The sequence below is a fragment of the Saccharopolyspora sp. NPDC000995 genome (assembly GCF_053599315.1).
The window spans coordinates 29,441-54,091 of record NZ_JBSFLZ010000019.1 but is presented as its reverse complement, the minus strand read 5'-3'; the positions used below and the strand labels follow the sequence as shown (position 1 = coordinate 54,091).

20 protein-coding genes and 1 pseudogene are annotated in these 24,651 nt (G+C 68.1%); 15 read left to right on the top strand and 6 right to left on the bottom strand.

Annotated features, from left to right (window positions below):
- Positions 1–17: 17 nt before the first annotated feature.
- The 3 genes from ACWDKQ_RS09640 (at position 18) to ACWDKQ_RS09630 (ending at position 3,950) form a co-directional block, all read left to right on the top strand.
- The gene (locus tag ACWDKQ_RS09640) at positions 18–1,568 is read left to right on the top strand and encodes an APC family permease (RefSeq protein ID WP_450138322.1); all 1,551 of its coding nucleotides are present in this window, start codon (positions 18–20) and stop codon (positions 1,566–1,568) included.
- Between the two features lie 281 nt (positions 1,569–1,849).
- Entirely contained in the window at positions 1,850–3,397 is a 1,548-nt protein-coding gene (locus tag ACWDKQ_RS09635) for a GMC family oxidoreductase (RefSeq protein ID WP_450138321.1), read from the top strand.
- Between the two features lie 301 nt (positions 3,398–3,698).
- Positions 3,699–3,950 (top strand): benzoate/H(+) symporter BenE family transporter, encoded by a 252-nt coding sequence (locus tag ACWDKQ_RS09630; RefSeq protein WP_450138320.1) that lies wholly within the window; start codon positions 3,699–3,701, stop codon positions 3,948–3,950.
- A 189-nt stretch (positions 3,951–4,139) separates the two neighbouring features.
- On the opposite strand, the gene ACWDKQ_RS09625 is transcribed toward ACWDKQ_RS09630, so the two are convergent.
- A complete protein-coding gene (locus ACWDKQ_RS09625) occupies positions 4,140–4,775 on the bottom strand; it encodes a cyclase (protein WP_450138319.1) in 636 nt (211 codons plus the stop codon).
- Between the two features lie 661 nt (positions 4,776–5,436).
- On the opposite strand from ACWDKQ_RS09625, the gene ACWDKQ_RS09620 reads away from it, so the two are divergent.
- From ACWDKQ_RS09620 to ACWDKQ_RS09600, 5 genes and pseudogenes are all read left to right on the top strand, one after another.
- On the top strand, positions 5,437–6,129 hold the full coding sequence (locus ACWDKQ_RS09620; RefSeq protein WP_450138318.1) for an HAD family hydrolase: 693 nt from the start codon (positions 5,437–5,439) through the stop codon (positions 6,127–6,129).
- Complete coding sequence (locus ACWDKQ_RS09615) at positions 6,126–7,166, top strand: phosphotransferase family protein (RefSeq protein WP_450138317.1); 1,041 nt, start codon at positions 6,126–6,128, stop codon at positions 7,164–7,166. The genes ACWDKQ_RS09620 and ACWDKQ_RS09615 overlap by 4 nt, the downstream gene beginning before the upstream one ends.
- A gap of 465 nt (positions 7,167–7,631) precedes the next feature.
- Complete coding sequence (locus tag ACWDKQ_RS09610) at positions 7,632–8,843, top strand: acyl-CoA dehydrogenase family protein (RefSeq protein WP_450138316.1); 1,212 nt, start codon at positions 7,632–7,634, stop codon at positions 8,841–8,843.
- A gap of 172 nt (positions 8,844–9,015) precedes the next feature.
- A pseudogene (locus ACWDKQ_RS09605) lies at positions 9,016–9,387 on the top strand (SDR family NAD(P)-dependent oxidoreductase); the annotation flags it as partial.
- Between the two features lie 125 nt (positions 9,388–9,512).
- The gene (locus ACWDKQ_RS09600) at positions 9,513–9,965 is read left to right on the top strand and encodes a MaoC family dehydratase (RefSeq protein WP_450138315.1); all 453 of its coding nucleotides are present in this window, start codon (positions 9,513–9,515) and stop codon (positions 9,963–9,965) included.
- A gap of 323 nt (positions 9,966–10,288) precedes the next feature.
- Here ACWDKQ_RS09600 and ACWDKQ_RS09595 read toward each other — a convergent pair whose 3' ends face one another.
- The 4 genes from ACWDKQ_RS09595 to ACWDKQ_RS09580 all read right to left on the bottom strand — a co-directional run bounded on the left by ACWDKQ_RS09595 (position 10,289) and on the right by ACWDKQ_RS09580 (position 13,671).
- Positions 10,289–10,906, bottom strand: a complete 618-nt coding sequence (locus ACWDKQ_RS09595; RefSeq protein ID WP_450138314.1) for a TetR/AcrR family transcriptional regulator — start codon at positions 10,904–10,906, stop codon at positions 10,289–10,291.
- A gap of 80 nt (positions 10,907–10,986) precedes the next feature.
- Positions 10,987–11,760, bottom strand: a complete 774-nt coding sequence (locus ACWDKQ_RS09590) for an SDR family oxidoreductase (protein WP_450138313.1) — start codon at positions 11,758–11,760, stop codon at positions 10,987–10,989.
- Between the two features lie 63 nt (positions 11,761–11,823).
- The gene (locus ACWDKQ_RS09585; protein WP_450138312.1) at positions 11,824–12,579 is read right to left on the bottom strand and encodes an SDR family oxidoreductase; all 756 of its coding nucleotides are present in this window, start codon (positions 12,577–12,579) and stop codon (positions 11,824–11,826) included.
- Positions 12,580–12,624: 45 nt separating this feature from the next.
- Positions 12,625–13,671 (bottom strand): AMP-binding protein, encoded by a 1,047-nt coding sequence (locus tag ACWDKQ_RS09580; RefSeq protein ID WP_450138311.1) that lies wholly within the window; start codon positions 13,669–13,671, stop codon positions 12,625–12,627.
- A 200-nt stretch (positions 13,672–13,871) separates the two neighbouring features.
- Between ACWDKQ_RS09580 and ACWDKQ_RS09575 the strand changes: the two genes are divergently transcribed.
- From ACWDKQ_RS09575 to ACWDKQ_RS09565, 3 genes are all read left to right on the top strand, one after another.
- Positions 13,872–14,330 (top strand): hypothetical protein, encoded by a 459-nt coding sequence (locus tag ACWDKQ_RS09575; RefSeq protein ID WP_450138310.1) that lies wholly within the window; start codon positions 13,872–13,874, stop codon positions 14,328–14,330.
- Between the two features lie 362 nt (positions 14,331–14,692).
- The gene (locus ACWDKQ_RS09570) at positions 14,693–15,277 is read left to right on the top strand and encodes a DNA-binding protein (protein WP_450138309.1); all 585 of its coding nucleotides are present in this window, start codon (positions 14,693–14,695) and stop codon (positions 15,275–15,277) included.
- A gap of 40 nt (positions 15,278–15,317) precedes the next feature.
- Complete coding sequence (locus ACWDKQ_RS09565; protein WP_433882187.1) at positions 15,318–15,974, top strand: RES family NAD+ phosphorylase; 657 nt, start codon at positions 15,318–15,320, stop codon at positions 15,972–15,974.
- Positions 15,975–16,236: 262 nt separating this feature from the next.
- On the opposite strand, the gene ACWDKQ_RS09560 is transcribed toward ACWDKQ_RS09565, so the two are convergent.
- Positions 16,237–17,214, bottom strand: coding sequence for a TerC family protein (locus ACWDKQ_RS09560; RefSeq protein WP_450138339.1), 978 nt, complete (start codon positions 17,212–17,214; stop codon positions 16,237–16,239).
- Positions 17,215–17,743: 529 nt separating this feature from the next.
- Here ACWDKQ_RS09560 and ACWDKQ_RS09555 point away from each other — a divergent pair.
- The 4 genes from ACWDKQ_RS09555 to ACWDKQ_RS09540 all read left to right on the top strand — a co-directional run bounded on the left by ACWDKQ_RS09555 (position 17,744) and on the right by ACWDKQ_RS09540 (position 24,650).
- Complete coding sequence (locus tag ACWDKQ_RS09555) at positions 17,744–20,566, top strand: alpha/beta fold hydrolase (protein WP_450138308.1); 2,823 nt, start codon at positions 17,744–17,746, stop codon at positions 20,564–20,566.
- Between the two features lie 53 nt (positions 20,567–20,619).
- Entirely contained in the window at positions 20,620–21,492 is an 873-nt protein-coding gene (locus ACWDKQ_RS09550; protein ID WP_450138338.1) for an ABC transporter permease, read from the top strand.
- Between the two features lie 798 nt (positions 21,493–22,290).
- Positions 22,291–24,150: a sensor histidine kinase gene (locus ACWDKQ_RS09545; protein ID WP_450138307.1), complete on the top strand. Its 1,860-nt coding sequence runs from the start codon at positions 22,291–22,293 to the stop codon at positions 24,148–24,150.
- Between the two features lie 59 nt (positions 24,151–24,209).
- A complete protein-coding gene (locus ACWDKQ_RS09540; RefSeq protein WP_450138306.1) occupies positions 24,210–24,650 on the top strand; it encodes a roadblock/LC7 domain-containing protein in 441 nt (146 codons plus the stop codon).
- The last annotated feature ends 1 nt before the right edge of the window (position 24,651 follow it).

Here is a 24,651-nt window from a genome sequence, read left to right as displayed (position 1 = left end):
GGAAAGGAGTTCGGGGCATGAGCGCGCCCAATTACGACGCCGAGCTCAACGAGTTCGGCTACACCAACAAACTGAAGAGAAGCCTCGGCGGATTCGCGACCTTCGCCGCCGGGATCAGCTACATCTCGGTGCTCACCGGCACCTTTCAACTGTCCTACTTCGGCCTGTCCTTCGGGGGCCCCGCCTACTGGTGGTCCTGGCCGATCGTGTTCGCCGGGCAGTTGCTCGTGGCGTTGAGTTTCGCCGAGCTGGCGTCCCGATACCCCATCGCCGGCTCCATCTACAACTGGGCCAAGAAGCTGGGCGGTCAGCACATCGGCTGGCTCGCGGGCTGGATGATGCTGCTGGCTTCGATCGTGTCGATCTCGGCCACCGCGCTGGCCTACCAGAACACTCTGCCGCAGATCTGGTCCGGCTTCCAGCTCATCGGCGACGGCAGCACCAGCACCCAGCAGGCCGTCAACGGCATCCTGCTAGCCCTGGTGCTGATTGTCTTCACCACGCTGGTCAACGCCTTCGGCGTGAAGCTGATGTCCCGGATCAACAGCGCCGGCGTGTTGATCGAGCTGGCCGCCGCAGTGCTGCTGATCATCGCGCTGGCGCTGGTCGTGGTGAACCCGCCGACGGTCGTGTTCGACACCAACGGCACCGAGTCCGCCTTCGGCGGCAACTACCTGGGAGCATTCCTGGTCGCCGGGATCGCCTCGTCGTACGTGATGTACGGCTTCGACACGGCGGCCTCACTCGGCGAGGAATCCATCGACCCGCAGCGCAACGCCCCCAAGGCGATCCTGCGAGCGCTGATCGCCTCGTTCATCCTCGGCGGCCTGATCATCCTGCTCGGCCTGATGGCGACCCGCGACTTCTCCGCGCCGCAACTGGCCGAGAGTGGCCTGCAGTTCGTGCTCAACGACGCGCTGGGCCCGCTCGTGGGTCGGCTGTTCCTGCTGTCGATCTTCGTGGCGATCACGGTCTGCGTGCTGGCGGTGCACACCGCGGCGATCCGGATCGCCTTCGCGATGGCCCGGGACAACGCGCTGCCCGCCGGTTCGCTGCTGGCGCGGGTCAGCCCTCGCTTCCAGACGCCGATCGTGCCGGCCGTGGTCATCGGCGTGCTCGCGGTGGCCCTGCTGGTGGTCAACATCGGGCAGCCGCAGATCTTCACCGCGGTCACCAGCCTGGCGATCATCCTGATCTACATCTCCTACCTGCTGGTCACCGTGCCGATGCTGGTCGCACGACTGCGCGGCAAGTGGTCTGTGCCAAAAAACGAGGCCAAGCGGCATGGCCGGTTCGGCCTGGGTAAGTTCGGGTTGCCAATCAACGTCCTGGCCGTGTTCTGGGGATCGGGCATGACGATCAACCTGGCGTGGCCGCGCCGCGAGGTCTACAACGCGGAGCCGCCGTACCACTGGTACCTGCAGTACAGCTCGGTGCTGTTCGTCGGAGTCGCGGCAGTCGGCGGGTTCGCGTACTACTGGCTCGTTCAGCGCCACAAGGTCGGCGTGCTCACCGACCACGCTGCGGAGTCCATTTCGGACACCAGTGCCACGAGCCCGGTCGCCTGAGCGCCCGCGCTGATGACCCGTGCCCAGCGGACTCGACCGCACCCGGCATCAGGCAAGCGGCGGAGCCGCTTGCCGCCACGCACGCGACCGGCACCGCCGCGGGTTTTCAACGGTGCCCTGCGCAGACACCCGCACCCCGGGCTGCTCGCGAGGACGGCCCCGATGTGGCGTGTTGGGCATACGCGAATCGGGGATCGTGCAGACGAGACGGCTTCTGAGGTCCGCACCCGCACCGCGGAGCAAGGTGACCACAACGTTCACTCCAGAAACGGAGATTCCCAATGGCAGATCAGTTCGACTACGTCGTGGTGGGTGGCGGCAGCGCCGGCGCGGCCGTCGCGGCGCGGCTGTCGGAGGATCCGGACGTCACCGTGTGCCTGCTGGAGGCTGGCCCGTCCGACGTCGACGACAAGGCAATCCTGGAGCTCAAGCGCTGGATGGCGCTGCTGGAGTCCGGCTACGACTGGGACTACCTGATCGAGCCGCAGGACAACGGCAACTCGTTCATGCGGCACGCGCGGGCCCGCGTGCTCGGCGGCTGCTCCTCGCACAACTCCTGCATCGCGTTCTGGGCCCCGGCCGAGGATCTCGACGAGTGGGAGTCGATGGGCGCCACCGGTTGGGGCGCCAAGGACATCTTCCCGCTGTACAAGCGGTTGGAGAGCAACGATGGGCCGGGCGAGCACCACGGCCGCAGCGGCCCGGTGACCATCCGCAGCGTCCCGCCGGAGGACCCGTGCGGCGTCGCGCTGCTGCGGGCCTGCGCCCAGGAAGGCCTCCCGGCCACCGAGTTCAACTCCGGCAAGACCGTGGTGCACGGCGCGAACTGGTTCCAGATCAACGCTCGAGAGGACGGCATCCGGTCCTCGTCGTCGGTGTCCTACCTGCACCCGAACCTGGACCGGCCGAACCTGGAGATCCGCACCCACTCCTGGGCCAAGAAGGTCACCTTCGACGGCACTCGGGCCACCGGCGTGCAGTACCTGGACGCGGACCTGATCCACACCCGCACGGTGACCGCGCGCCGCGAGGTGGTGCTGTCCACCGGCGCCATCGACACCCCGAAGCTGCTGATGCTCTCCGGCATCGGGCCGGCCGAGCACCTGCGCGAGTTCGGTATCGACGTGCTGGTCGACTCCCCCGGCGTCGGCTCCTACCTGCAGGACCACCCGGAGGGCGTGATCAGCTGGGACGCCAAGCAGCCGATGGTCACCGACTCCACGCAGTGGTGGGAGATCGGCATCTTCACCACCACCGAGCCGGGCCTGGACCGGCCGGACCTGATGTTCCACTACGGTTCGGTGCCCTTCGACATGCACACCGTGCGGCAGGGCTACCCGACCTCGGAGAACAGCTTCTGCCTGACCCCGAACGTCACCCGTGCCCGCTCCACCGGCACCGTCCGGCTGCGCAGCCGGGACTTCCGGGACAAGCCGAAGGTCGACCCGCGGTACTTCACCGACCCGCACGACATGCCGGTGATGACCGAGGGCATCAAGGTGGCCCGCAAGATCGTGGCGCAGCCGGCGATGCGGGGCTGGGCCGGTGCCGAGCTGTTCCCGGGCCCGGACGTGCGCACCGACGACGAGATCGCGGACTACATCAAGCGCACCCACAACACCGTCTATCACCCGGCGGCCTCGGTGCCGATGGGCACGGACGACGACCCGACGAAGCCGCTGGACGCGCGCCTGCGGGTCAAGGGCGTGCATGGCCTGCGGGTGGCGGACGCCTCGGCGATGCCGTTCCTGGTCGCGGTCAACCCCAACATCACCACGATGGCCATCGGCGAGAAGTGCTCCGACATGCTCAAGGAGGACAACCGCTGATCCGATTCACGGGGTGAGGGACATCCGTGCCGCTCACCCCGTGAATCGGGCCTCGCGTCGTCCCCGATCGCGAGTCGGTGTCCGACTCCGCTGGCGCATCGAAGAGGTCTACCGCGAACTTAAAACCGGCCTCGGCCTCACCCACTTCGAAGGCCGCTCCTTCACCGGCTGGCACCGCCACGTCACCTGATCACCGCGGCGCTGTGCGTGGGCCGCGACGCGCACGAGGACCCGGGGCAGCGCTACAAGGCCAGCATCGCCTCCGGCGCCTGCTACCTGCTACTGGGGGTTTTCGCCGGCGATGCTCGGCAGCCTCATCGCCGCGTTCCCGCTCGCGCTGATCACCGCGCTCGCCGGGATCGGCCTGCTGGACACCATCGGCGGCTCGCTGGCCAAGGCCACCGAAGCCCCGGGCAGCCGCACCGCCGCCCTGATCGCGTTCCTGGTCACGGCCTCGGACCTGGCGATCTTCAACATCGCGTCGGTCTTCTGGGGCCTACTGGCCGGGGTCGCCGCCCACCTGATCACCAGGAAACCCGCAGCCCACGTCTGAAAGCGGAGCGAACGGCCTGTTCACCTTTTCCATCGAGGCGAACAGGCCGTTCGCTCCAACACCGGCGCCCACCGCTCGGGGGACCAGGCGAGGAGCGGAAACCGCTCACCTGGCCGCTGCCCGCTCGCCACGCTTGCCGGGTGGCGATTTCACGCCGATCGCCATCCAGCACGCGCGATCCGCGTCGGCTCAGCCGATCGTCGTGGTGGTCAGGACGGGGTTGGGGTTCGAGAAGCAGCGCGACGGCACGTTCGTATCACCGATGATCGACGACACGACCGCGGTGAAGGCGAGGCCGGGGTCGTCGTAGCTGCCGCCGTGCAGCTTCGTCTCGATCGCGCCGGACTGCCCTGCCGTCAGGTGCAGTGTGACGGTGGGCAGTTCGAACTGCGAACCGCCCGCGATCGGACCGTCTAGGTGCAGCGTGGCGATGTTGCCCTCCACCGTGATCGTCGGCGGGTTCAGCCCGAGGCCGGAACCACCCGCGAGGCCCGCGGAGACGAAGCTGGAGTTCGCCGGGATCGGGATCTTCAGATCCACGCGCTCGATCCGCTTTACGGTGTACCCGTTGACCTTCGCCGGAACGCTGTTCGGGCCCGGGTCGATCACGATGTCGAGCGCGCCGCCGGGCGCGACGCTGGCCGGGGCCGTGACGTCAGCCGGCTGCTGCAGGCTGAACTGCTGCTCCCCCACCGGGGAAGAGCCGGAGCAGTCGAAGTTGACGTCGAACGCGGCCGCCAGGGCTTGCGATGTCAGAGCTAGCGCCGTGGCCGCGGCGATGACCGCAGCGGATGCGGCGCGGCTGCCACGAAGACGGGACTTCATTGGCCTCACCTCGCAAAATCGGTGAACGAAAAGGTGCGCGCCGCGCGGCGACCCGAATACTTACTGACGAGTAACTCGGCGTCAACGCGACACGTTTCCCATAATTCACACTGGACACCGACCGCCACGTCCAGTTGACCGGCATGTCGCGCAAAACCGCCGATCAGATGGACAACGTTGCGGCAGAAGAGTTTCGGCAAGTCCGGGACGCCCAGGATCGCGACCCGGTGTGATCGTCGGCCTGCCGTTGGTGGTAGTTGCACACTCACCCGGAGCAAGGGCCGGAGTCTACTGTGCACGCTCGTCCGAACACCGACCCAGTGCACCCGTTTCGGCAAGAGTTTTCAGCGGGGCCCCGGATCGACACGATGATTTCCCGTGCGCCTAGGACTGACCCTTCCGTAGTTCGGCCCTTTCTCCGATCTGCCCTTGGTGCCGACGATGGCCGCCGAAGCCGGAGCGCTCGGCTTCGAAAGCCTCTGGGCGGGCGAACGCGTGCCTTCTGTTCACCGAGGTAGGCCAGCGCAGCCGTTGCCAAGCCCGGTAGTCGTGGGCGTCCTCCGGTACGATGCGTCGCCGAAGTGGTCGGGCTTCGCCGGACCCACCCGAGGTGAGCAGCTGGATCTAGCGCACATACCGTCTAGTCGGTACGGTCCTGGGCATGGGTTCAAGCGACGCAGCCACCGCGATCCATGCGATCCGGGCGGTGATCTTCGACTACGGAGGGGTGTTGACCACCCCCGGCCGCGCCGCGATCCGCGCGTGGAACGAGCAGGAGCGGATCCGCCCGGAGACGTTCTCCGCCGCGCTCAAGGACTGGCTGTCGCGCAGCGCCCTTGCGGGCACCCCGATCCACCGGCTGGAGACCGGCGAGATCACCGCCGCCGAGTTCGGCCGCACCCTCGCGGCGCGGCTGCGCACCGTCGACGGCGGCCCGGTCGCGCCGGACGGGCTGTTGCAGCGGATGTTCGCGCAGATGCGCAGCGAACCGGCGATGCTCGACCTGGTGCGCCGGCTGCGGGCCTGCGGCGTGCGGACCGCGCTGCTGTCCAACAGCTGGGGCAACAACTACCCCTGGGAATTGCTCGACGGGCTCTTCGAGTGCACGGTGATCTCCGGCGAGGTCGGGCTCCGCAAGCCCGACCCGCAGATCTACCGGCTGGCCCTGGACCACCTCGGGCTTCCGCCGCACGAAGCGGCGTTCGTCGACGACGGCGCCCCGAACATCGAAGCCGCGCAGCGGCTCGGGTTGCACGCGGTGCTGCACACCGACGTCGCCGCCACCCGCGTCCGGCTCGCCGAACTCGTCCCTGCCCTGCGCCAGGACCTCCCACGAGACAAGGAGCGCAAATGAACGCCCAACCGCCGCCCGGCGAGCTACCCGGCCTCGACCTCGACCGGCTGCGGGCGCACCTCGACGCCGAGCGGCCCGGCCTGGTCGGCGGACCGCTCACGGGCGAACTCGTCCAAGGTGGACGGTCGAATCTGACTTATGTCGTCGGGGACGGCGCGCACCAGTGGGTGGTGCGCCGCCCGCCGCTGGGTCATGTGCTGGCCACCGCGCACGACATGAGCCGCGAGTTCCGGGTGATGTCCGCGCTGGCCGGAACGCCGGTACCGGTGCCGGACACCCACCTGCTGTGCCGGGACGAAAGCGTGCTCGGAGCCGCTTTCTACGTCATGGAGTACGTGCCGGGCACCGTCTACCGCACGCCGCAGCTGACCGAACGGCTCGCCCAGCACCAACGCTTCGACCTGGCCTGGCAGCTGATGGACGTGCTCGCCGACCTGCACTCGATCGCTCCGGACGCCGTCGGGCTGGGCGAATTCGGCCGCCCGGAAGGCTTCGTGCAACGGCAGGTCCGCCGCTGGAGCAAGCAGCTGGCCGCCTCGCACAGTCGCGACATCGACGGCATCGAAGAGCTCGCCGCCCGGCTGGCGAAGACCATCCCCAGCACGCCGCGCACCGGGATCGTGCACGGCGACTACCGGCTGGACAACGTGATCGTCGGCGACGACCAGCGCATCCGGGCCGTCCTGGACTGGGAGATGGCCACCATCGGCGATCCGCTCACCGACCTCGGGCTGCTCGCCGTGTACTGGGAAGGCTTCAACGGCGTAGAGCGCAACCCCATCGCCAAGGGCGTGGGCCCCGACTACGGCTTCCCGACCGCACGACAACTGCTGGACCGCTACGCCGATCGCAGCGGCACCGATCTGTCCGACATGGACTGGTACGTGGCGTTCGGGTTCTTCAAGATCTCCGTGATCGTCGAAGGGATCCACTACCGCTTCATCCACAACCAGACGGTCGGTGAAGGCTTCGAACACGTCGGCGCATTGGTGGAACCATTGGTCGAGCAGGGTCTCGCCACTCTCAAGGAGGTATGAGGTGACTCCACCCACCTCTCAAATGGCGGGTTTCTTGCATTGCCGGCTAGGCAGCATTGCAGAGGACCAGCCCGGCCCTCGCTGCTGTGTTGAGAGCGCCCACTCGGTCGGCGTGTTCACGCAGTCCGCAGCGTGCGCACTCGAAGTCCTCCCCGTCGCGCTGACGGGGTCGGCCCTCGTTCGTCAGTTTTCTACCGGATCAGCTCGTTCAAGCGTGCTCCGGTCCGTCCGCAAAGGGGCGGGACGCGGACCGTCGCGCACTGCGCCACTTGCAGCTCGAGATCGTAGGTGTCGCCGAAAACTGGCGAACTCTACGGCCGCAAGCACGTAATCGTTGAAGACGTTAGATCTAGCAGCAGAAGGGAGGTAGCGAGGGACAAGCTCGCTGCGCACGAGCAATTGCTGTTCCGCAGTGGCGATTCGCCCACTGCAGTCAATGCAGCGTGCCCCCTCGCGAGAAGACAGATGGATTTCGGCTACGACGAACGCACCGAGGAACTACGCAAGCACCTGCTGGACTTCATGGACTCGCACGTCTACCCCGCCGAACCGGTGTTCCTGGAGCAGCTGGCCGAGGCCGACGACCCGTGGTCGGCGCACCCGCCGGTCATCGAGGAGCTCAAGGCCGAGGCCCGCAAACGCGGCCTGTGGAACCTGTTCCTGCCGGGCGAGCACGGCGCCAGGCTGACCAACCTGCAGTACGCGCCGCTGGCCGAGATCATGGGCCGGGTCGGCCAGCTGGCCCCGGAGGCCACCAACTGCGCCGCGCCGGACACCGGCAACATGGAGGTGCTGGCTCGGTTCGGCACCGGGCAGCAGAAGAAGCAGTGGCTGCAGCCGCTGCTCGACGGTGAGATACGCTCCGCGTTCTGCATGACCGAGCCCGACGTCGCCTCCTCCGACGCCACCAACATCGCCACCCGCATCGAACGCGACGGCGACCACTACGTGATCAACGGGCGCAAGTGGTTCTCATCCGGCGCGATGAGCCCGCGCTGCAAGATCCTGATCGTTATGGGCAAGACCGACCCGAACGCCGAGCGGCACCGCCAGCAGAGCCATATCCTGGTGCCCAAGGACGCGCCGGGCGTGCAGATCAAGCGCAGCATGCACGTCTTCGGCTACACCGACGCCGACCACGGCGGGCACGCCGAGATCGTATTCGAAAACGTCCGGGTTCCGGTGGAGAACATCATCGCCGGCGAGGGCGAGGGCTTCGCGATCGCCCAGGCCCGGCTCGGCCCCGGCCGCATCCACCACTGCATGCGGGCCATCGGCATGGCCGAGCGCGCGCTTGAGCTGATGTGCCGCCGCGCCAACGAGCGGATCGCCTTCGGCAAGCCGTTGGCCGACCAGGGCGTGGTCCAGCACTGGATCGCCGAGTCCCGGGTAAAGATCGAGCAGGCCAGGCTGCTGGTGCTCAAAACCGCGTGGCTGATGGACACCGTCGGAAACCAGGGCGCGCACACCGAGATCCAGGCGATCAAAGTCGGCGTGCCGCAGATGGCCACCTGGGTCATCGACCGGGCTATCCAAGCGCACGGCGGCGGTGGCGTCAGCCAGGAGTTCCCGCTGGCCAACCTGTACGCGCACGCCCGCACCCTGCACATCGTCGACGGACCGGACGAGGTGCACCGCCGCTCCCTGGCCCGCCGCGAACTGAAGAAGTACAAATAATGGTCGCGGGCTTCGCGCAGCAGGGCGGGTAGCGGAACCTCGGACGCCTTCTCGGCTCCGGAATCCCCGGCTGTCCACCACGCTGGGGCTGTCCTCCCGAGAAGACGTCTGAGAACCCGGCAGCGGCGCGAGTTGCGGGGGTGGCGAAGAACCAAAACTCGCAAGGAGTCAAATGGCAGACAGTCGTGTTGCGATCGTCACCGGTGCCGCTCGCGGTATCGGGGCCGCCACTGCCAAGCGCCTGGCCGAGGACGGCTTCGCCGTGGCGGTCATCGACCTCGACGAGAAGCAGTGCGCCGACACGGTCTCGGCCATCGAGTCCGGCGGCGGCACGGCGCTGGCCGTCGGCTGCGACGTCAGCGACGCCGGGCAAGTGCAGGCCGCGGTGGACCGCATCGCCGCGGAAATCGGCGGGCCCACGGTGCTGGTCAACAATGCCGGCGTCATCCGGGACAACAAGCTGTTCAAGATGTCCGAGGATGACTGTGACACCGTGATGAACGTGCACCTGCGGGGCTCGTTCCTGATGAGCAAGAGCTCCCAGGCTCAGCGGTACGGGCAGCGGAACCCGCTGCGGTGCCAGTTGCGAAGGTGGGCCAAGCCCCTCCGGCACTGCCAAGACGAATTACAAGAAGACCGGTTTTCGTTGCACCTCAAGGAGATTTTGCGTTGCGGGTATTCAGCAGCAAGGAAGAGATCATCGCGGCGAAGGGTGAGAAGCTCGGCACCAGCGACTGGCTGACCATCACCCAGGAGCAGGTGAACCAGTTCGCCGACGCCACCCTGGACCACCAGTGGATTCACACCGACGTGGAACGTGCCGAGAAGGGACCGTTCGGCGGGCCGATCGCGCACGGGTTCCTCACCCTTAGCCTGCTGTCGAAGCTGAACTCCCAGACCTACAAGTTCGAGGGCGCCAAGATGGGGATCAACTACGGCCTGAACAAGGTCCGCTTCCCCAGCCCTGTCCTGGTCGGTTCCCGAGTCCGCTCCACCACGAAGCTGGCGGAGGTGACCGAAGTGGACGGTGGGCTCCAGCTGACGGTGAAGTCGACCATCGAGATCGAGGGCGGCGCCAAGCCGGCCTGCGTGGCAGAAGGCCTCACCCGAGTGGTCTTCTGACGCATCTTCCCGCGCGAGCTGACAAGGGCCGTTTTGGATGTGGTGGCGCCGTGATGTGTTCGGGGCGAGCCGGTACGAGGCGGCGAAACGGCGTGACAGTCGTGTGGTTGGGGCGATTTTACGGGAAATCGTCACCGCTGCCGTAGGACCGCCGTTTTACTGGCACCGGAACAAGTTCTCAAACAGTCTCTATAGCGGTAGCAACTCCGCCGCATCCTCCTCCACCGGTGCCCGCAGAGCAGACCCGACGATTCGACGGCGTGCCAACCCGCGAATCCGCTGTCCAAACAAGACACGATAGCGCCGGTCGCGGCCCGGCGTGCTCAGGGGCGCAGGGAGGCCAGGAGGAGGTCGGCGAACTGCTCGCCGACCTCCTCACCCGTGAGCTTGCCGTCCTTGCGGAACCAGGTGCCGAGGTGGTGCACCGCGCCGAAGAAGAAGTCGACCACCAGGTCCGCCGACTTGTCCGACCGGAACACCCCGGAGAGCTGGCCCTCCTCGACCAACGCCCGCACCCGCTCGTGGTAGCGCCGCCGCTCCGCCCGTACCTCCGCCTGCTTGTCCGCGTGCAGCAGGTGCATGGAGCGGAAGAAGATCACCGTGTCGTCGAGGTTGGCGGCCGTCGTGGCGACTACGTCCGCGGCCACCGCGTGCAGTCTCTCCTGCACCGGCGCGTCGCTGGCCGCCGCGCTCTCCATCCGCGCGTGCTGGTCGCGCAACACCCGCGCGTAGATCTCGTAGAGCAGGTCGTCTTTGGAGCCGAAGTAGTGGTACATCGCACCCTTAGTGACCCCTGCGGCGTCCACGATCTGCTGCACCGAGGTCATCTCGAAGCCCTGCTCGGCGAACAACCGCGTGGCCACGGCCAGCAACCGCTGCGGAACCGGTTCGGCGCCCACCGCCGGTCCGGCAGTAGTGCGACCGTTCGCCGACCGCGCCATGTCAACCTCCCCTGTCGATGCCCACTCAGCGTATCGACCTGCCGGTCCGGCTTCGCGCGGACCGGCGGCGACACGGGCCCCTACCTCAGTTTGCGCTGGAGTTTCCGCATGCCAGCGTGCCAGCGCAGCGGTTCGGCGGCCCGCAGCGCGTAGTAGTCGGCGACCTCCGGGTGCGGCAAGATCAGGAACTCCTCGCCATCCAGCGAGTCAGCGACCACGTCGGCGACCTGCTCGGGTTCAAGCGCGCCCTTCGACAGGATCACCTCGCCGGCGTTGCTGGTGCTGCCGAGCATGTTCGTGCGCACCCCCTGCGGGCAGAGGGCCTGCACCGTGATGCCGCGATCGGCGTAGGTGATCGCCAGCCATTCGGCGAAACCGAGCGCGGCATGCTTGGTCACCGAGTACGGTGCCGCCTGCAGCATCGTCAGCAGGCCGGCGGCCGAAACGGTCGCCAGGAAGTGCCCCTTCTCCCGCTCCAGCCAGTGCGGCAGCACCGCTCGGGCGGCGCGGACGTGCGCCATCACGTTGACCTCCCAGGACTGGGTCCAGGCGTCCTCGTCGGCCTCCGGTCCGCCGCCGCGGGAAATCCCGGCGTTGGCGCAGAACAGGTCGATCCGCCCGTGCTCGCCGAGGGCGGCGTCGACCAGCGTGCGCACGCCGTCCTCGCTCGCCGCGTCACCGGGCACCGCGATCCCGTCCACTTCGCCGGCCACTCGCCGGACCCCTTCGGCATCCACGTCGCCCAGCACGACCTTCGCCCCGGATGCCGCGAACTTCCGGCTCATCGCCGCACCGATGCCGTTGCCGGCACCGGTGATCACCACGACCGAATCGGCGAGCTGCAACTCGCACACCGCCCTTCCCCGAGTCTGGTTCCGCCTTCGACAGCGGCGATTTCGCGCGAAGCCACCACGAGCTCACACACCGCCCTTCAGGGTCACGCCGCCGTCCAGGGCCAGGACCTGGCCGGTGACCCACGACGCCTCTTCGGAGAGCAGGAACGCCGCCGCGCCGCTGATGTCGGAGGGAACTCCCAGGCGCTTCAACGGGTAGCCTGCGGCGACCTCGTCCTCCTTGTCCTCGTACAGCGCGGTGGCGAACTTCGTCTTGACCACGGCCGGGGCGATGCCGTTGACCCGGATGTCCGGGCCGAGCTCCACCGCGAGCTGCATGGTGATGTACGCCAGCGTCGCCTTCGTCGCGCCGTAGAAGCCGATCCCCGGCGCGGGCCGCAGACCGGCCACGGAGGACACGTTGAGCACCGAGCCGCCGTGCTCCTTCATCCACGCGCGGTAAACCTGCTGTGTCCATGCGAGCGCGGCCAGCACGTTGACCTCGAATGTCTTGCGCGCGATCCCGTGCTCCAGGTCGATCAGCGGGCCATAGGCGGGGTTGATGCCGGTGTTGTTGACCAGCATGTCCACCCGGCCGAAGGTCTCCATGGTCTTGGCGACCGCGTCGGCTTGGTGCTCCTCGTCGTCGGCCTTGCCGGAGATGCCGAGCGCGTACTCGGCGCCGCCGAGTCCCTGCACCGCCTCGGCCAGCGGCTCGGGCTTGCGCGCCGTCAGGGTGACCCTCGCGCCCTCTGCCACCAGACGTTCGGCGATGGACAGGCCGATGCCCCGGCTCGCCCCGGTCACGATCGCGACCCGCCCGTCGAAACGCTTGCTCATCGGTTTCCCTTCTCTCACGGGGTTTTCACGCGGCGGCAGCCGCCGTCAACGCGCGACCTCGGCCGCCTCGCGGGCGGTGTCCCGCAGTTGGCGGCGCAGAATCTTGCCGGTCGTGGTCTTCGGCAGCTCGTCCAGGATCTCGATGCTGCGCGGGTCTTGTACGCGGCGAGCTACCCGTTGGTTCATCAGTGCCATGTACGCAGTGGACGGACCGACTATGTAGCAGGGCCGGTGTTCGGCCAGCGCGTCGGGCACCACGCCGGGCTCGAAGCGGTACACCAGGTCGAGTTGCCGTCCCAGCGCAAGCGCGGCGCTGAGCTGGCAGACCAGGCCGGTGATGTGGAACAGGGGTGCGAGCCCGAAGATCGCGTTGCCGCCAAGTTCCTTGACCCGGGTCCGCATGCCTTCGGCGTTGAACACAACGTTGCCGTGCGTGTTGGTGGCGCCCTTGGGCGCGCCGCCGGTCCCCGAGGTGCAGACGAGCAGCGCGATGTCCGAACTGGCCAGTTCGATCTCCGGGGGCCGCCGCCCGGCGTTCGCCCGCGCGACCGCCAGCAGGTCCGCGCACCCGGCGGCCGGCCGGCGTTCGAGCTTGGCGAACAGCCGCGAGTCGTGGCGCGTCTGCAGTTCGAGCTCGCTGGTGGTGACCGCGAGCCGCACCCCGGCGACATCGCCGAGCACGTCGTGCCAGCCGTACTCAGAGGCAACGACCGCGGTCGGCTGCGCATCGGCGAGGACCCTGATCAGCTCGCGGGTCCGGTACATCGGGTTGAGCGCAACGACGATCGCGCCGGCCTTCCACCCGGCCAGCAGCGCGATCGCGAACTGCGGCACGTTGTGCAGGTACAGGGCCAGCCGGTCGCCCCGGCCGACCCCCTGTTCGGCCAGGTGAACGGCCAGCCCGTCGCTGAGCTCGTCGAGCTCCCGGTAGCTGATCCGGCCGTCGAAGTAGGTGATGGCCACGTGGTCCGGGTTTTCCCCGCGGGCAGCGGCAAACAGTTCGAGCATGTTGTCGAACCGCGGCTCGATCCTGGCGGGGACCTCGCCATCGTAGAGCGCCAGCCAAGGTCGTTCGTCGTACGCGCTGCCCAACCCGCCACCTCCACGTCGAGACCGACCAGTCGGTACGTCCAGTCAACTGCCCACGCCCGGTCTCGTCAAGCGCAATGCCGACTCAGTCCGACCCGGCGCGGTCACCTTCAACGTCGACCCGGAGCCGTTCACCGCACTCGGCGGCTACACCGACGAGCAGCTCAAATCATCGCCGCAAAACGGGCGAGGGCAAGACATTCGTGCTCTCAATCGGCGGCGGAAAAGGAATTGTCGACCTCGGCAGCGAGGCGAACGTCGCAAATATTGTCGACTCAGTTGGAAAAATCTTAACTAATTATGGGATCAATACGTTAGATATTGACAGCACGGAACTCAACACCCCCAACACGACCAGCGCGATCCGCCAGCTGCACGAACGCGTGGGCGATAACTTCGTGCCGACCATGGCACCGCAGACCCTCGACGTGCAGCCCGACGACTCCTACATGCAGCTGTTCGACAACGTCAAGGACAGCCTCAAGGTCGTGCACACCCAGTATTACAACTCGGGTCCGATCAACGGCTGCAACGGCCAGGACTCCGTCGACTTCATCACCGCACAGGCGTGCAGCCCGCTGAAGGTGCTGCACCCGGACCAGGTTTCACTGGGCCTGCCGACGGCGGCCTCGGCAGCGGCAGCGGATACGTCGATCCGTTGATCGCCAACAACGCGCTGAGCTGCCTGGCGGTGGCCACCGACTGCAGCCAGTACACCCCGGAAAAGCCGCATCCCGAGATCAGCGGCGTAATGACCTGGTCCATCAACTGGGACGCCAGCAGTGACAATGCTTTCTCAGATCGGATCGGATCGGATCGATCCGGTTCGGACCCATTTGGACAGCCTGCCGTAGCCGACTCCGCCTCCGGTCGGGGTCTTCAGATCCACGATCACGCCAAAGAACACCCCAACCGGAGCCGCGAGTTCGTCACGGTACGCAATCCACATGCTACGAAAAGTGATACTTCGCACTACGCGCACGTTCGCGCACACATTTCCGCTATACCGCGCTACCCTGGAGTCATGTCAGCCGCGCTGGAAACCGTGTTGGCACGGGCCGGTTTAAAGGTCACCGCCAACGAATTCCTGACCCTGGTCGAGGACGCCGCTAAGAAGCTCACCTCGCCGCAGGTGGACCCAGGCGCGCACTTCACCGAAGTGGAACGACTCGCGCTCACCGAAGCAGGACTAGACCTGACGCCGTTGAGCGACTCCGAAGCCGACGCCCGCGCGCGGACCGTCGCCGAACAGGCCGTGCTCCGCGACACCGCGCTGTCGGTCACCCAGGCCGCGGACCGGGTGGGAGTGGACAGCAGCCGGATCCGGCACCGCATCAGCGAACGACGGTTGATCGGCTGGAAGGACCGCGGCGGATGGCGGCTGCCCGCGTGGCAGTTCAGCGACACCGACGTGCTGCCCGGACTGGACGTCGTGCTCGCGCTGATGCCCGTCGACCAACCGGCGCTCGTGCTGGCCAACTTCATGACCACGCCGCAGGAGGACCTCGAAATCGGGGACCGGCCGGCGAGCCCGCGCGATTGGCTGCTGGCCGGTGGCGACCCGCAGCGGGTGGCCGAGCTCGCCGCCACGATCGGCACCCCGGCATAAGCCCCGTTCCCAACCTTCGAGACCCCAACCCAGGACCTCCATGGCACGGCTACCACAGCCGCCTGCGCCCGCTGCTCTGCAGGCGATGCTCCGGCGCACCGAAGACGTGATCGCGGTGCCCGCCGGCACTCGCCTCGTGCGCGTCTTCACCTCCGGGGGCAACCACCCCCAGCAGTGGAACAGCTTCCGCTACGCCGGCCCGTTGCCGCACGCCAGGTTCGACCCGCACCTGCCCAACACCCAGGGCGGCCCGACGGTCACCCGGGAACACGGCGTGCTGTACTTCTCGGTGTCGGTGCAGACCTGCATCGCCGAGGTCTACCAGGCGACCTCCACAGTGGACCGCCGGACGCGCAGCCCGCACCTGGTCCTGTTCCGGCCACGTCGGACGCTCCGGCTGCTGGACCTGACGGGCCTGTGGCCCACCCGCGCCGGTGCCTCGCAAGCGATCAGCAGCGGCCCCAAGCTGCGCACCCAAGCGTGGGCGCGCGGGATCCGCGCGGCCTACCCGGAGCTCGACGGCCTCTGGTACCGCTCTTCGATGGACGCGGGCAACCCGTCGCTGTGCCTCTGGGATCCACCGGCGGCAACGGCCCTCCCGGACTCCCCCGACGTCCTGCTCCCGCTGAGCCACCCGGGCCTGGACGTGCCCTTGGGACGGGTGTGCAAAGAACTCAGCTACACGCTGCTGGATTGATTCCAAGCTAATCGTGCGTAGCGGTACAGGTGGCGGAACGTCAGACACCACCGGGGCACCGGAGTTGCGAGAGTGCGCCAAGCGGCTGCCGTGGCCTGCGATAGCTATTGAGCATCCGGTGTCGAGCATCACGGCATCGGCTGCGGAAACCGAGGGGGGGAAGCCGGGTTCGCAGCTCGGCCCGGATCTTTTTGGTATCCACACCAGATGCAACGGGAGTGCCCCCAATCCCGTTGGGAACTCCGGGCACTCCCGTCGCCGATCAGGCGTTCTCGGCCGCTTCCTCGTCCTGGGATTCGGCATCCTTCTTCGACTTCGCCAGGCTGGCCCAGGTCGTGATGGCCAGCACCACGACGATCACCGACAGGGACATCCAGTTGGTGATCTCCAGCCACTCCGGCACCAGGTGGTACTCGTGGAACGCGTGCAAGATCAGCTTGATGCCGATGAACCCGAGGATCACCGCCAGGCCCACCGACAGGTAGACCAGCTTGTCCACCAGGCCGCCGAGCAGGAAGTACAGCTGCCGCAGCCCCATCAGGGCGAACGCGTTGGCCGCGAAGACCAGGAACGGGTCCTGGGTGATGCCGAAGATCGCCGGGATCGAGTCGACCGCGAACAGCAGGTCGGCACTGCCGATCGCGACGATCACGACGAACATCGGGGTCAGGTAGCGCTTGCCGTTGATCTTCACGCTCGACTTGGCACCGTGGTAGGCGTCGGTCACCGGGAACACCTTGCGGACCCAGCGGACCACGGCGTTCTCGTGATACTCCTCGTCCCCGTCCTTCTTGCGGACCATGCTGACCGCGGTCCAGATAAGGAACGCACCGAAGATGAAGAAGATCCAGACGAACTGGGCGATCAGCGCGGCGCCGACCGCGATGAAGATGCCGCGCATCACCAGCGCCAACAGGATGCCGATCAGCAGCACTCGGTGCTGGTGGATCGACGGGACCGCGAAGCTGGACATGATCACCATGAAGATGAACAGGTTGTCCACGCTCAGCGAGTACTCGGTGATGTAACCCGTGAAATATTCGATCGCGAAGTGGGGGTCGCCGAAGAACCAGACCCCGAGCCCGAACACGATCGCACAGGCCACGTAGAAGGTGACCCACTTGGCGGCCTCCGCGGTGGTCACCTCGTGCGGCTTGCGGTCCACGATCACGAGGTCGAGCAGCAACAGGAGGGCGAGGCCGCCGAGCGTAGCCGCCCAGATCCACCACGGGACGTCCAGTCGGTCAGTCGCGGGTTGGGTCTGCTGAGCGAACAGCATCAGGTCGGCACCCAATTCGTCACCTCCGGTTCAGGGCATATGCCAGGGACCGGAGGTCTCTTCCACCGGCCTTAGACCGGTCGACGGCACCGGGCTTGTCCGAGCAAGTTCCGTGATGACGACGCCGCCGCGAAGGAATACTCCCCTCCCGCTGCCAAGATTGTCACTTATGCACGGTCCCGCGCACCACCCCGGGGTCGCACAAGCAACGAACATCACGTGGCGAACCGTACGGTGAGCCTTTCTGGGCGGCAACGGGTACGACCAGCGGTCACACCGACGGCGGGACCGAGATCATTGCGCCTCACCCGATCATCGTTATGATCACCACCACCCGGCTATCCCGGGACCGCACGCGGGGATGCGGCAGGCCTCGGCTCCGGGCACAACGACGTGTCCGGTTGCTGTTTGGTCTCTGCTTCATAGCGTCTTGCCTTCGCCCGCGTCTGGATCGAAACTGGTGCCTTCGTCTTCCCCTACTGTCGAATGCGTGTCCGCATCCCCCCGTCGCCGCAAGGGCCTCGTCCCGATCGCCCTGTCTTGCATAGTCCTAGTGGTGCTCGGAGCTTTCCTCTGGTCCGGTGACCAAAAACCAGCAGCCGCCCCCGAAGCTCCCCGGGAAGCGCTGGTGGACGTGCTGGACGGCCCCGGCGGCAACGAGCGGGCGCAGATCGACGTCACGCTCTTCGCCCCGGCGGACACCCCGGCGCCTGCGATCTTGCTCGCGCACGGGTTCGGCGGCAGCAAGGACGACACCGCGGCCCAGGCGCAGGAACTGGTCCGCCGCGGGTTCACGGTGCTGACCTTCTCCTCCCGCGGCTTCGGCCGCAGCACCGGCGAGATCGCGTTGAACGACCCCTCCTACGAGGTGACCGACGCGCGCCAGCTGCTGGACTGGCTCGCGCGCCAGCCAGAGGTGCTGCGCGATCGCGAAGGCGATCCTCGGGTCGGTGTGACGGGCGGCTCCTACGGCGGAGCGCTGAGCCTGCTGTTGGCCGGGACCGACCCCCGGGTTGACGCGATCGCACCGCTGATGACCTACAACGACCTCGGCCAAGCGCTGCTGCCCAACGCCGCCTCTCGGGACCGGATCGGCGGCAGCACCCCGGCCGAAGGCGCCACCGCTGATCACGGCGTGTTCAAGCAGGCCTGGGCGGGCATGCTGTTCTCGGCGGGAAGCTCGCCGCGACAGCGCTCCGCCTCGCGACCGCAGGCCCCACCGCCGTCCGACGGCAGCGCGGGCTTCCACAGCGAGGCCATCAACCAGCCCTTGACCTGTGGAAACTTCACACCGCAGGTGTGCGCGGCCTACACCGAGGTGGCGCGGACCGGGCAGGCCGGGCAGGCGACCCTGGACCTGCTCGACCGGGTCTCCCCCAAGTCCGTCACCGCCAACATCAAGGTGCCGACGCTGTTGGTGCAGGGCGAACGCGACACCCTGTTCGGCCTGGATCAGTCGGATGCCAACGCCCGGCAGATCTCCGCTGCCGGCGGCAAGGTCAAGACGATCTGGTTCGCCGGCGGCCACGACGGCGCCTCGCCCGACCTGGCGCTACGAGAACGCATCGCGGACTGGTTCGCCTTCCACCTCGGCGGGGTTCCGCCGGTGCCCGACCCCGGCACCGGCTTCGAGTACGACATCGCCGGGCGGCCGCAGCGCAACGGCGAGATCCCGGTGCGCACCGTGTCGGCGCCCGCCTACCCCGGTGTGCGGGCCGACCGCACGCCGCGTTTCGCGCTGCAGTTGCGCGGCCCAGTCACGCAGGTGGTCAACCCGCCGGGCGGCAGCCCGGCCGCCACCAGCTCGCTGCCCGGCGTCAGCGAGGTGCTGGACGCCGCAGGCAGCTTCGGCCGGTCGCTGGCCCGCGACCTGCCCGGACAGGTCGCGGTCTTCCGCACCGATCCGCTGGAGAGCCAGCTGCTGATCTCCGGCACGGCGCGGACCCGCCTTTCGGTGGCGTCGGTGCCCGGCCAACCCGCGACCGGCGACGCGGTGCTGTTCGCCAAGCTCTACGACGTAGGCCCGGACCAGCAGCGCAGCCTGATCGGCAACGCCGTGTCCCCGCTACACGTCGGTGACCTGCCCGCGGACGGCACACCGGTCGAGGTGGACGTGGCCCTGCCGGGCGTGGTGCACCCGCTGGATACCGGTCACCGGTTGGAGCTGGCGGTGGCCACCACCGACCAGGCGTACGCGGTGCCGAGGGAACCGGCGGTGCACCGCATCGGCCTGGCCGGCGACAGCTCGGTGTCGATCCCGTCGGTGCGCGGCGCGACGACGACCGCCAACACGGTGCCCGTGGCGCCGCTGGTCGGCATCGTTGTCATCATCGCGGCGGCCCTGGTGGCGTGGGTGCTTTCGTTGATCCGGCGCAAGAGCACCGATGACGTCGACCGGCTGCTGTCCGACACGCCGCTGCTGATCGACGGGCTGACCAAGTCGTACCCCGACAAGCCCGCGGCGGTGCAGGACCTGTCGATCCGCGTCGAGCGCGGCCAGATCGTCGGGCTTCTCGGCCCCAACGGGGCGGGCAAGACGACCACGCTGCGGATGTTGCTGGGGCTGCTCACCCCGACTTCCGGGCAGATCCGGATGTTCGGCCACCGGCTGGTTCCCGGGGCTCCGGTGCTGTCCCGGGTGGGTTCGCTGGTGGAGACGCCCGGTTTCCTACCGCATCTGTCCGGTTTGGACAACCTGCGGTACTACTGGGCGGCGACCGGGCGGCCAATGCTGCAGGCCCGCTTCGACGAGGTGCTGCAGATCGCCGGGCTCGGCACGGCCGCCCGTCGCCCGACGCGCACCTACAGCCAGGGCATGAAGCAGCGGCTGGCGATCGCGCAGGCGATGCTCGGGCTGCCGGAGCTGCTGGTCCTCGACGAGCCGACCAACGGTCTGGACCCGCCGCAGATTCACCAGATGCGCGAGATCCTGCGCCGCTACGCGTCCACCGGCCGCACCGTGCTGGTGTGCAGCCACCTGCTCGCCGAGGTCGAGCAGACCTGCACGCACGTGGTGGTCATGCGCAACGGCCAGCTGGTGACGGCGGGCAGCGTCGCCGACATCGTGTCGGTCGACGGCGAGGCGACCTTCCGGGTCGATGAGCCCGAGCAGGCAGCCGAGGCGCTGCGCACCATCGAGGGGCTCGGCCCGGTGGAGACCGACGGCGACCTGGTGCACGCCGACCTCGCCGGGCACTCGGCTGCGGTGGCGGTGAACGTGCTGGTCGCCTCCGGGATCGCGGTGCACCAGGTGGGGCCGCGACGGCGTTTGGAGGACGCTTTCTTGCAGCTGGTCGGGGAGGATCACCGGTGACCGACGACGCCGAAGCACCCAAGGTCGGGCAGTTGGACACGGCCGAGACGGCGATGGTCCGCTCCGGCCGCCGCCACTCGTCCCAACCCGACGGCAGCGTAGAGGGCTACCGCGCGAAGCGGACGCTGCCGGTCCGGGTGGAGCTGGCCCGCCAGCTGCGGCGCCGCCGCACCCGGCTGGCGCTGGGTTTCCTGGTGGTGCTGCCCTTCTTGCTGTTGCTGGCCTTCGAGATCGGTGACGACGGTCGGCGCGGCGGCCGGACCCTGGCGGACATGGCCACCGCCAGCGGCCTGAACTTCGCGGTGTTCACGCTGTTCGTGTCGACCGGCTTCCTGCTGGTCGTCGTGGTGGCGCTGTTCTTCGGCGACACGGTGGCCAGCGAAGCGTCCTGGTCGAGCCTGAAGTACTTGCTGGCCGCGCCGGTCCCGCGCACCCGGCTGCTGCGGCAGAAGGCCGTGGTTTCCGCGCTGCTGTCGGGTTTCGGGCTGATCCTGCTGTCCGCGGTCGCCCTGGGCGTGGGGCTGGTGTGGTTCGGCAGCGGTGACCTGATCAGCACCACCGGCGAGGCGGTGCCGTTCCCGGGCGGGGTGGTGAACCTGGCGGTGGGCACCGCGTACCTGGCAGTGCACCTGTCCTGGATCGCCGGGCTCGCGCTGTTGCTGAGCGTCAGCACGGACGCACCGCTGGGTGCGGTCGGCGGCGCGGTGGTGGCCTCGATCCTCTCGGAGATCCTGGACCAGATCACGGCGCTCGGGGACCTGCGAGACTACCTGCCGACGCACTACTCGACGGCCTACTCGGACTTGCTGAGCGAGGACGTCGACTGGACCGCGATGGTGCACGGGGCCTTCTCCGCCCTGGCGTACGCGGCGGTTTTCACCACCCTCGCGATCTGGCGCTTCCACAAGAAGGACATCACCAGCTGACCGTCGGCCGGGAGTCCTCCGGGTTGCTGCAGCCGCCCGGAGGACCCCGCCGGCGAGCCGCACTGGGCCCGGCTTCCGATCGGTGGATCGTTGCATCCGCCTCGTCCCGTGCGTGCGCCTGCGGACCGTGCGTTGGGCGATGCGCAGGCGTGGGGTTCCGCTTGTTGGCGGGGTGCATCGCACTCGTTGCCGAACCGGTCCGGGAAGAATCCGGCCTGGATTGACTTCAATTGGCGCAGACCATCGCCGACCAGCGGAATCGACTCGGATGCTGCCAGGACGCCAAAAGGCTCGGGTCAATTGCGATTCGGAAAAAGATCATTCCGATTGGGCCGGCCGCGCGCCGGTGGATCCGACCACAGGATCAAGATACACCCGAATGGAGTAATGTAAGATCACAATCGCCAGTCGGTCGCTCCGCCGAAGCTCGCCGGGACGATCTCTCGAACGCTCGTCTCCGCCGGTCAGGACACATCTCGGCGGAGAACCCGAGACATCGACGAGACTCGCCCGACCGGGCCGCGCGGTGACCGCGCGGGCCTTCGGCGGAAGCCGCGACCGAACCTCTCGAGGCGGGACAATCCGCCAGTTCGACGAAGAGTTTCACCATGTCACGGCCAGTAATACGCGGAGTCCCAATGGGTCAAACCCCCTACCTATTCAGCCGCCATTGATGTCGCTAGGATCACCATCGGTGATTAGTTGATCAATGAGTGAGCTCCAGTAGTCCCAGCGGTGACGCCCCAACCACAGGCACCCGTGCCCGTCGCCGATCATTCCCCCGTACCAAGGACGCTGATGTCTGAGTTCCCTTTACCCGCCACGGATCCCGAGCAGTCGCCGGCTTCGGGGCGCAGCACGGACGACGACCTGCGGAGTCGGTTGTTGCGGCTGGTCATGGTCCACTTGGGCGCCATGGCCGCGTTGGGGATCGCCGCCGCAGCCGTACTGACCACGAACCCCGAGCCCGTGCTCCTGTACTCGGTGCTCGGCGGCGGTCTCGCAGGTTGCGTGATCATTCTGGTCACGGCCGTCTTCCGCGCCCGCGCCACGGCGAACGCGATCGAAGATCACGCCGACGATTCCGTCGCACTCGCCCAACGGCGGCTCGACGAATCCACGAAGCACGCGCAGAAGTGGATCACCGCCCTGCGCTCCACCGTCGAGCAGGGCAAGACCGAGTTCCCCAAGTTGGTCGAGCAGGTCCGCGCGGGCGAGCACCCCGCGCCGCGCTGGCCAGCCGACGAACCCGCCGCGGGCAGCCATCCCTTCGAGCTGCTCTCCTACGAGATCCGGCAGGCGCAGGCCGCAGCGGAGTTCGCCGTGGCCCGCATGCAGCAGGCTTCCGGTGCAGGTTTTGATGCCGCCATAGGTACTGATCCCGGCGTCGCGGTGTTCGCGAACATCGCGCGGCGCGTCCAGTCCCTCGCACACCGGGCGATCCAGCGGCTCGACGAGCTCGAGCAGCAGGTGGAGGACCCGGACCTGCTCAAGGGCCTGTTCGCGGTCGACCACCTCGTGACCGGCATGCGCCGGCAGGCGGAAAGCCTCGCCGTGCTGGGCGGTTCGATGCCGCGGCGGCAGTGGAGCCGACCGGTGCCGATGTACACCGTTCTGCGGTCCTCCGTCGCCGAGGTCGAGCACTACGCCCGGGTCAAGGTGCTGCCGCCGGTCGACGGCACCCTCCACGGCCACGCCGTCGCCGACGTGATCCACCTGATCGCCGAGCTCGTCGAGAACGCCACCGCCTTCTCGGAGCCCGACACGCAGGTCACGGTCAGCACCCAGCGGGTCACCGCCGGGCTGGCCATCGACATCCGGGACCGCGGGCTGGGCATCGAGCAGGGCGAGCGGGCGACGCTGAACACGCTGCTCGGCGATCCCGGCGCGGTCGACCGCGACGAGCGGCTCAAGGACGGGCGAATCGGCCTGTACGTGGTCGCCCAGCTCTCCGAGCGGCACCACGTCGCCGTCGAGCTCGAGAACAACATGTATGGCGGCACCGACGCCCACGTCGTGATCCCCAACAGCCTGCTTGGCGATGAGGAAGAGGAGCCGGAGCAGCCTCCCGCGGCGGCCGAGTCCGCTTCGAGGCCGGTCGCCGCACCGAATCCGGTCGCCGCACCGACCCCCGTCGCCACCCCGAAGCGGCAGCCGAGGCCGAAGCTGGAGCTGGAGACGGAGCTGGAGCCAGCGTCGAGCCGTGCCGCCGTTCCAGCGCTGTCCGTGGCGGACACGCAGACCTTCGCGGCGCTCAACTCGTTCGAGACGCCCGACCGGGATCGCTCCAGCGGGCGGCGCGGGGCGCACCGGGCTCCTCGCCCGGAGCAGCACAGCCTGCTCGGCCACCTCGATGTGGAACCGCCCACCGCGTCGAACGGTGCTTCCAACGGTGCGCGGTACGGACGGCAAAAAGGAGTCGTGCCCGAGACCGCTGCGGCCGGGGAGGCGCCCGCCCAGAACCCAGCCAACAGCGAGCGTCCCCCGCTGCCCAAGCGCGATCGCTCCAAGACGTACGTGGTGCCCGAGCTCGCCAACGGGCCCAAGAACTCCGACGGACCGCGTAGCGGACCGAATCCCGGGTTGTGGGCGGCTTACCGGAAAGGCGTCCAGGGCGGCACCAGCGACGGCGATGATCCGGGCGACCACAGCGCTTGACCCGCATGGGTGCAATGCCACCTCTTCGCATCGCATTGATCTCAAGGAGACGTTTACCCATGGCCAATGACCTGCCCGCTGGCCAGACATCGGACCTCGGTTGGTTGCTCGCCAACCTGCTCCGGCGGGTTCCGCACACCCGTTGTGCCCTGCTGGCGTCCACGGACGGGCTCAAGCGGTACTACCACGGCCTGGATGCCGACGAGGCGGACGCGCTCGCCGCGTGGGCCGCCGCGCAGTCCTCCCTCGCCCGTAACGGCGGGTTGCGCTTCGGCGCGGGTGACGGGATGCGCCAGGTCGTGGTGGAGTTCGACGACCTCGTGTTCTTCGTCTCGGCAGCCGGTCCCGGTGCGGTCCTCGTCGTCCTCGCCTACCAGGAAGCCGACGCCAGCGTGCTTGGTTACGAGATCGCGCAGCTGGTCAAGAAGGTCCCGTCCCACCTCACCACGCCCATGCGGCAGCCCACCGCCGCATCACGCGCGGGCGAGATGGGTGGATGAT

Bases quoted from the DNA above. Each gene is read 5' to 3' on its own strand.
- ACWDKQ_RS09570 (WP_450138309.1), top strand. From the start codon at position 14,693: ATGTCAGCCGCGCTGGAAACCGTGTTGGCACGGGCCGGTTTAAAGGTC.
- ACWDKQ_RS09620 (WP_450138318.1), top strand. From the start codon at position 5,437: ATGGGTTCAAGCGACGCAGCCACCGCGATCCATGCGATCCGGGCGGTG.
- ACWDKQ_RS09625 (WP_450138319.1), bottom strand. From the start codon at position 4,775: ATGAAGTCCCGTCTTCGTGGCAGCCGCGCCGCATCCGCTGCGGTCATC.
- ACWDKQ_RS09540 (WP_450138306.1), top strand. From the start codon at position 24,210: ATGGCCAATGACCTGCCCGCTGGCCAGACATCGGACCTCGGTTGGTTG.
- ACWDKQ_RS09565 (WP_433882187.1), top strand. From the start codon at position 15,318: ATGGCACGGCTACCACAGCCGCCTGCGCCCGCTGCTCTGCAGGCGATG.
- ACWDKQ_RS09595 (WP_450138314.1), bottom strand. From the start codon at position 10,906: ATGGCGCGGTCGGCGAACGGTCGCACTACTGCCGGACCGGCGGTGGGC.
- ACWDKQ_RS09585 (WP_450138312.1), bottom strand. From the start codon at position 12,579: ATGAGCAAGCGTTTCGACGGGCGGGTCGCGATCGTGACCGGGGCGAGC.
- ACWDKQ_RS09545 (WP_450138307.1), top strand. From the start codon at position 22,291: ATGTCTGAGTTCCCTTTACCCGCCACGGATCCCGAGCAGTCGCCGGCT.
- ACWDKQ_RS09615 (WP_450138317.1), top strand. From the start codon at position 6,126: ATGAACGCCCAACCGCCGCCCGGCGAGCTACCCGGCCTCGACCTCGAC.
- ACWDKQ_RS09550 (WP_450138338.1), top strand. From the start codon at position 20,620: ATGGTCCGCTCCGGCCGCCGCCACTCGTCCCAACCCGACGGCAGCGTA.
- ACWDKQ_RS09610 (WP_450138316.1), top strand. From the start codon at position 7,632: ATGGATTTCGGCTACGACGAACGCACCGAGGAACTACGCAAGCACCTG.
- ACWDKQ_RS09635 (WP_450138321.1), top strand. From the start codon at position 1,850: ATGGCAGATCAGTTCGACTACGTCGTGGTGGGTGGCGGCAGCGCCGGC.
- ACWDKQ_RS09630 (WP_450138320.1), top strand. From the start codon at position 3,699: ATGCTCGGCAGCCTCATCGCCGCGTTCCCGCTCGCGCTGATCACCGCG.
- ACWDKQ_RS09640 (WP_450138322.1), top strand. From the start codon at position 18: ATGAGCGCGCCCAATTACGACGCCGAGCTCAACGAGTTCGGCTACACC.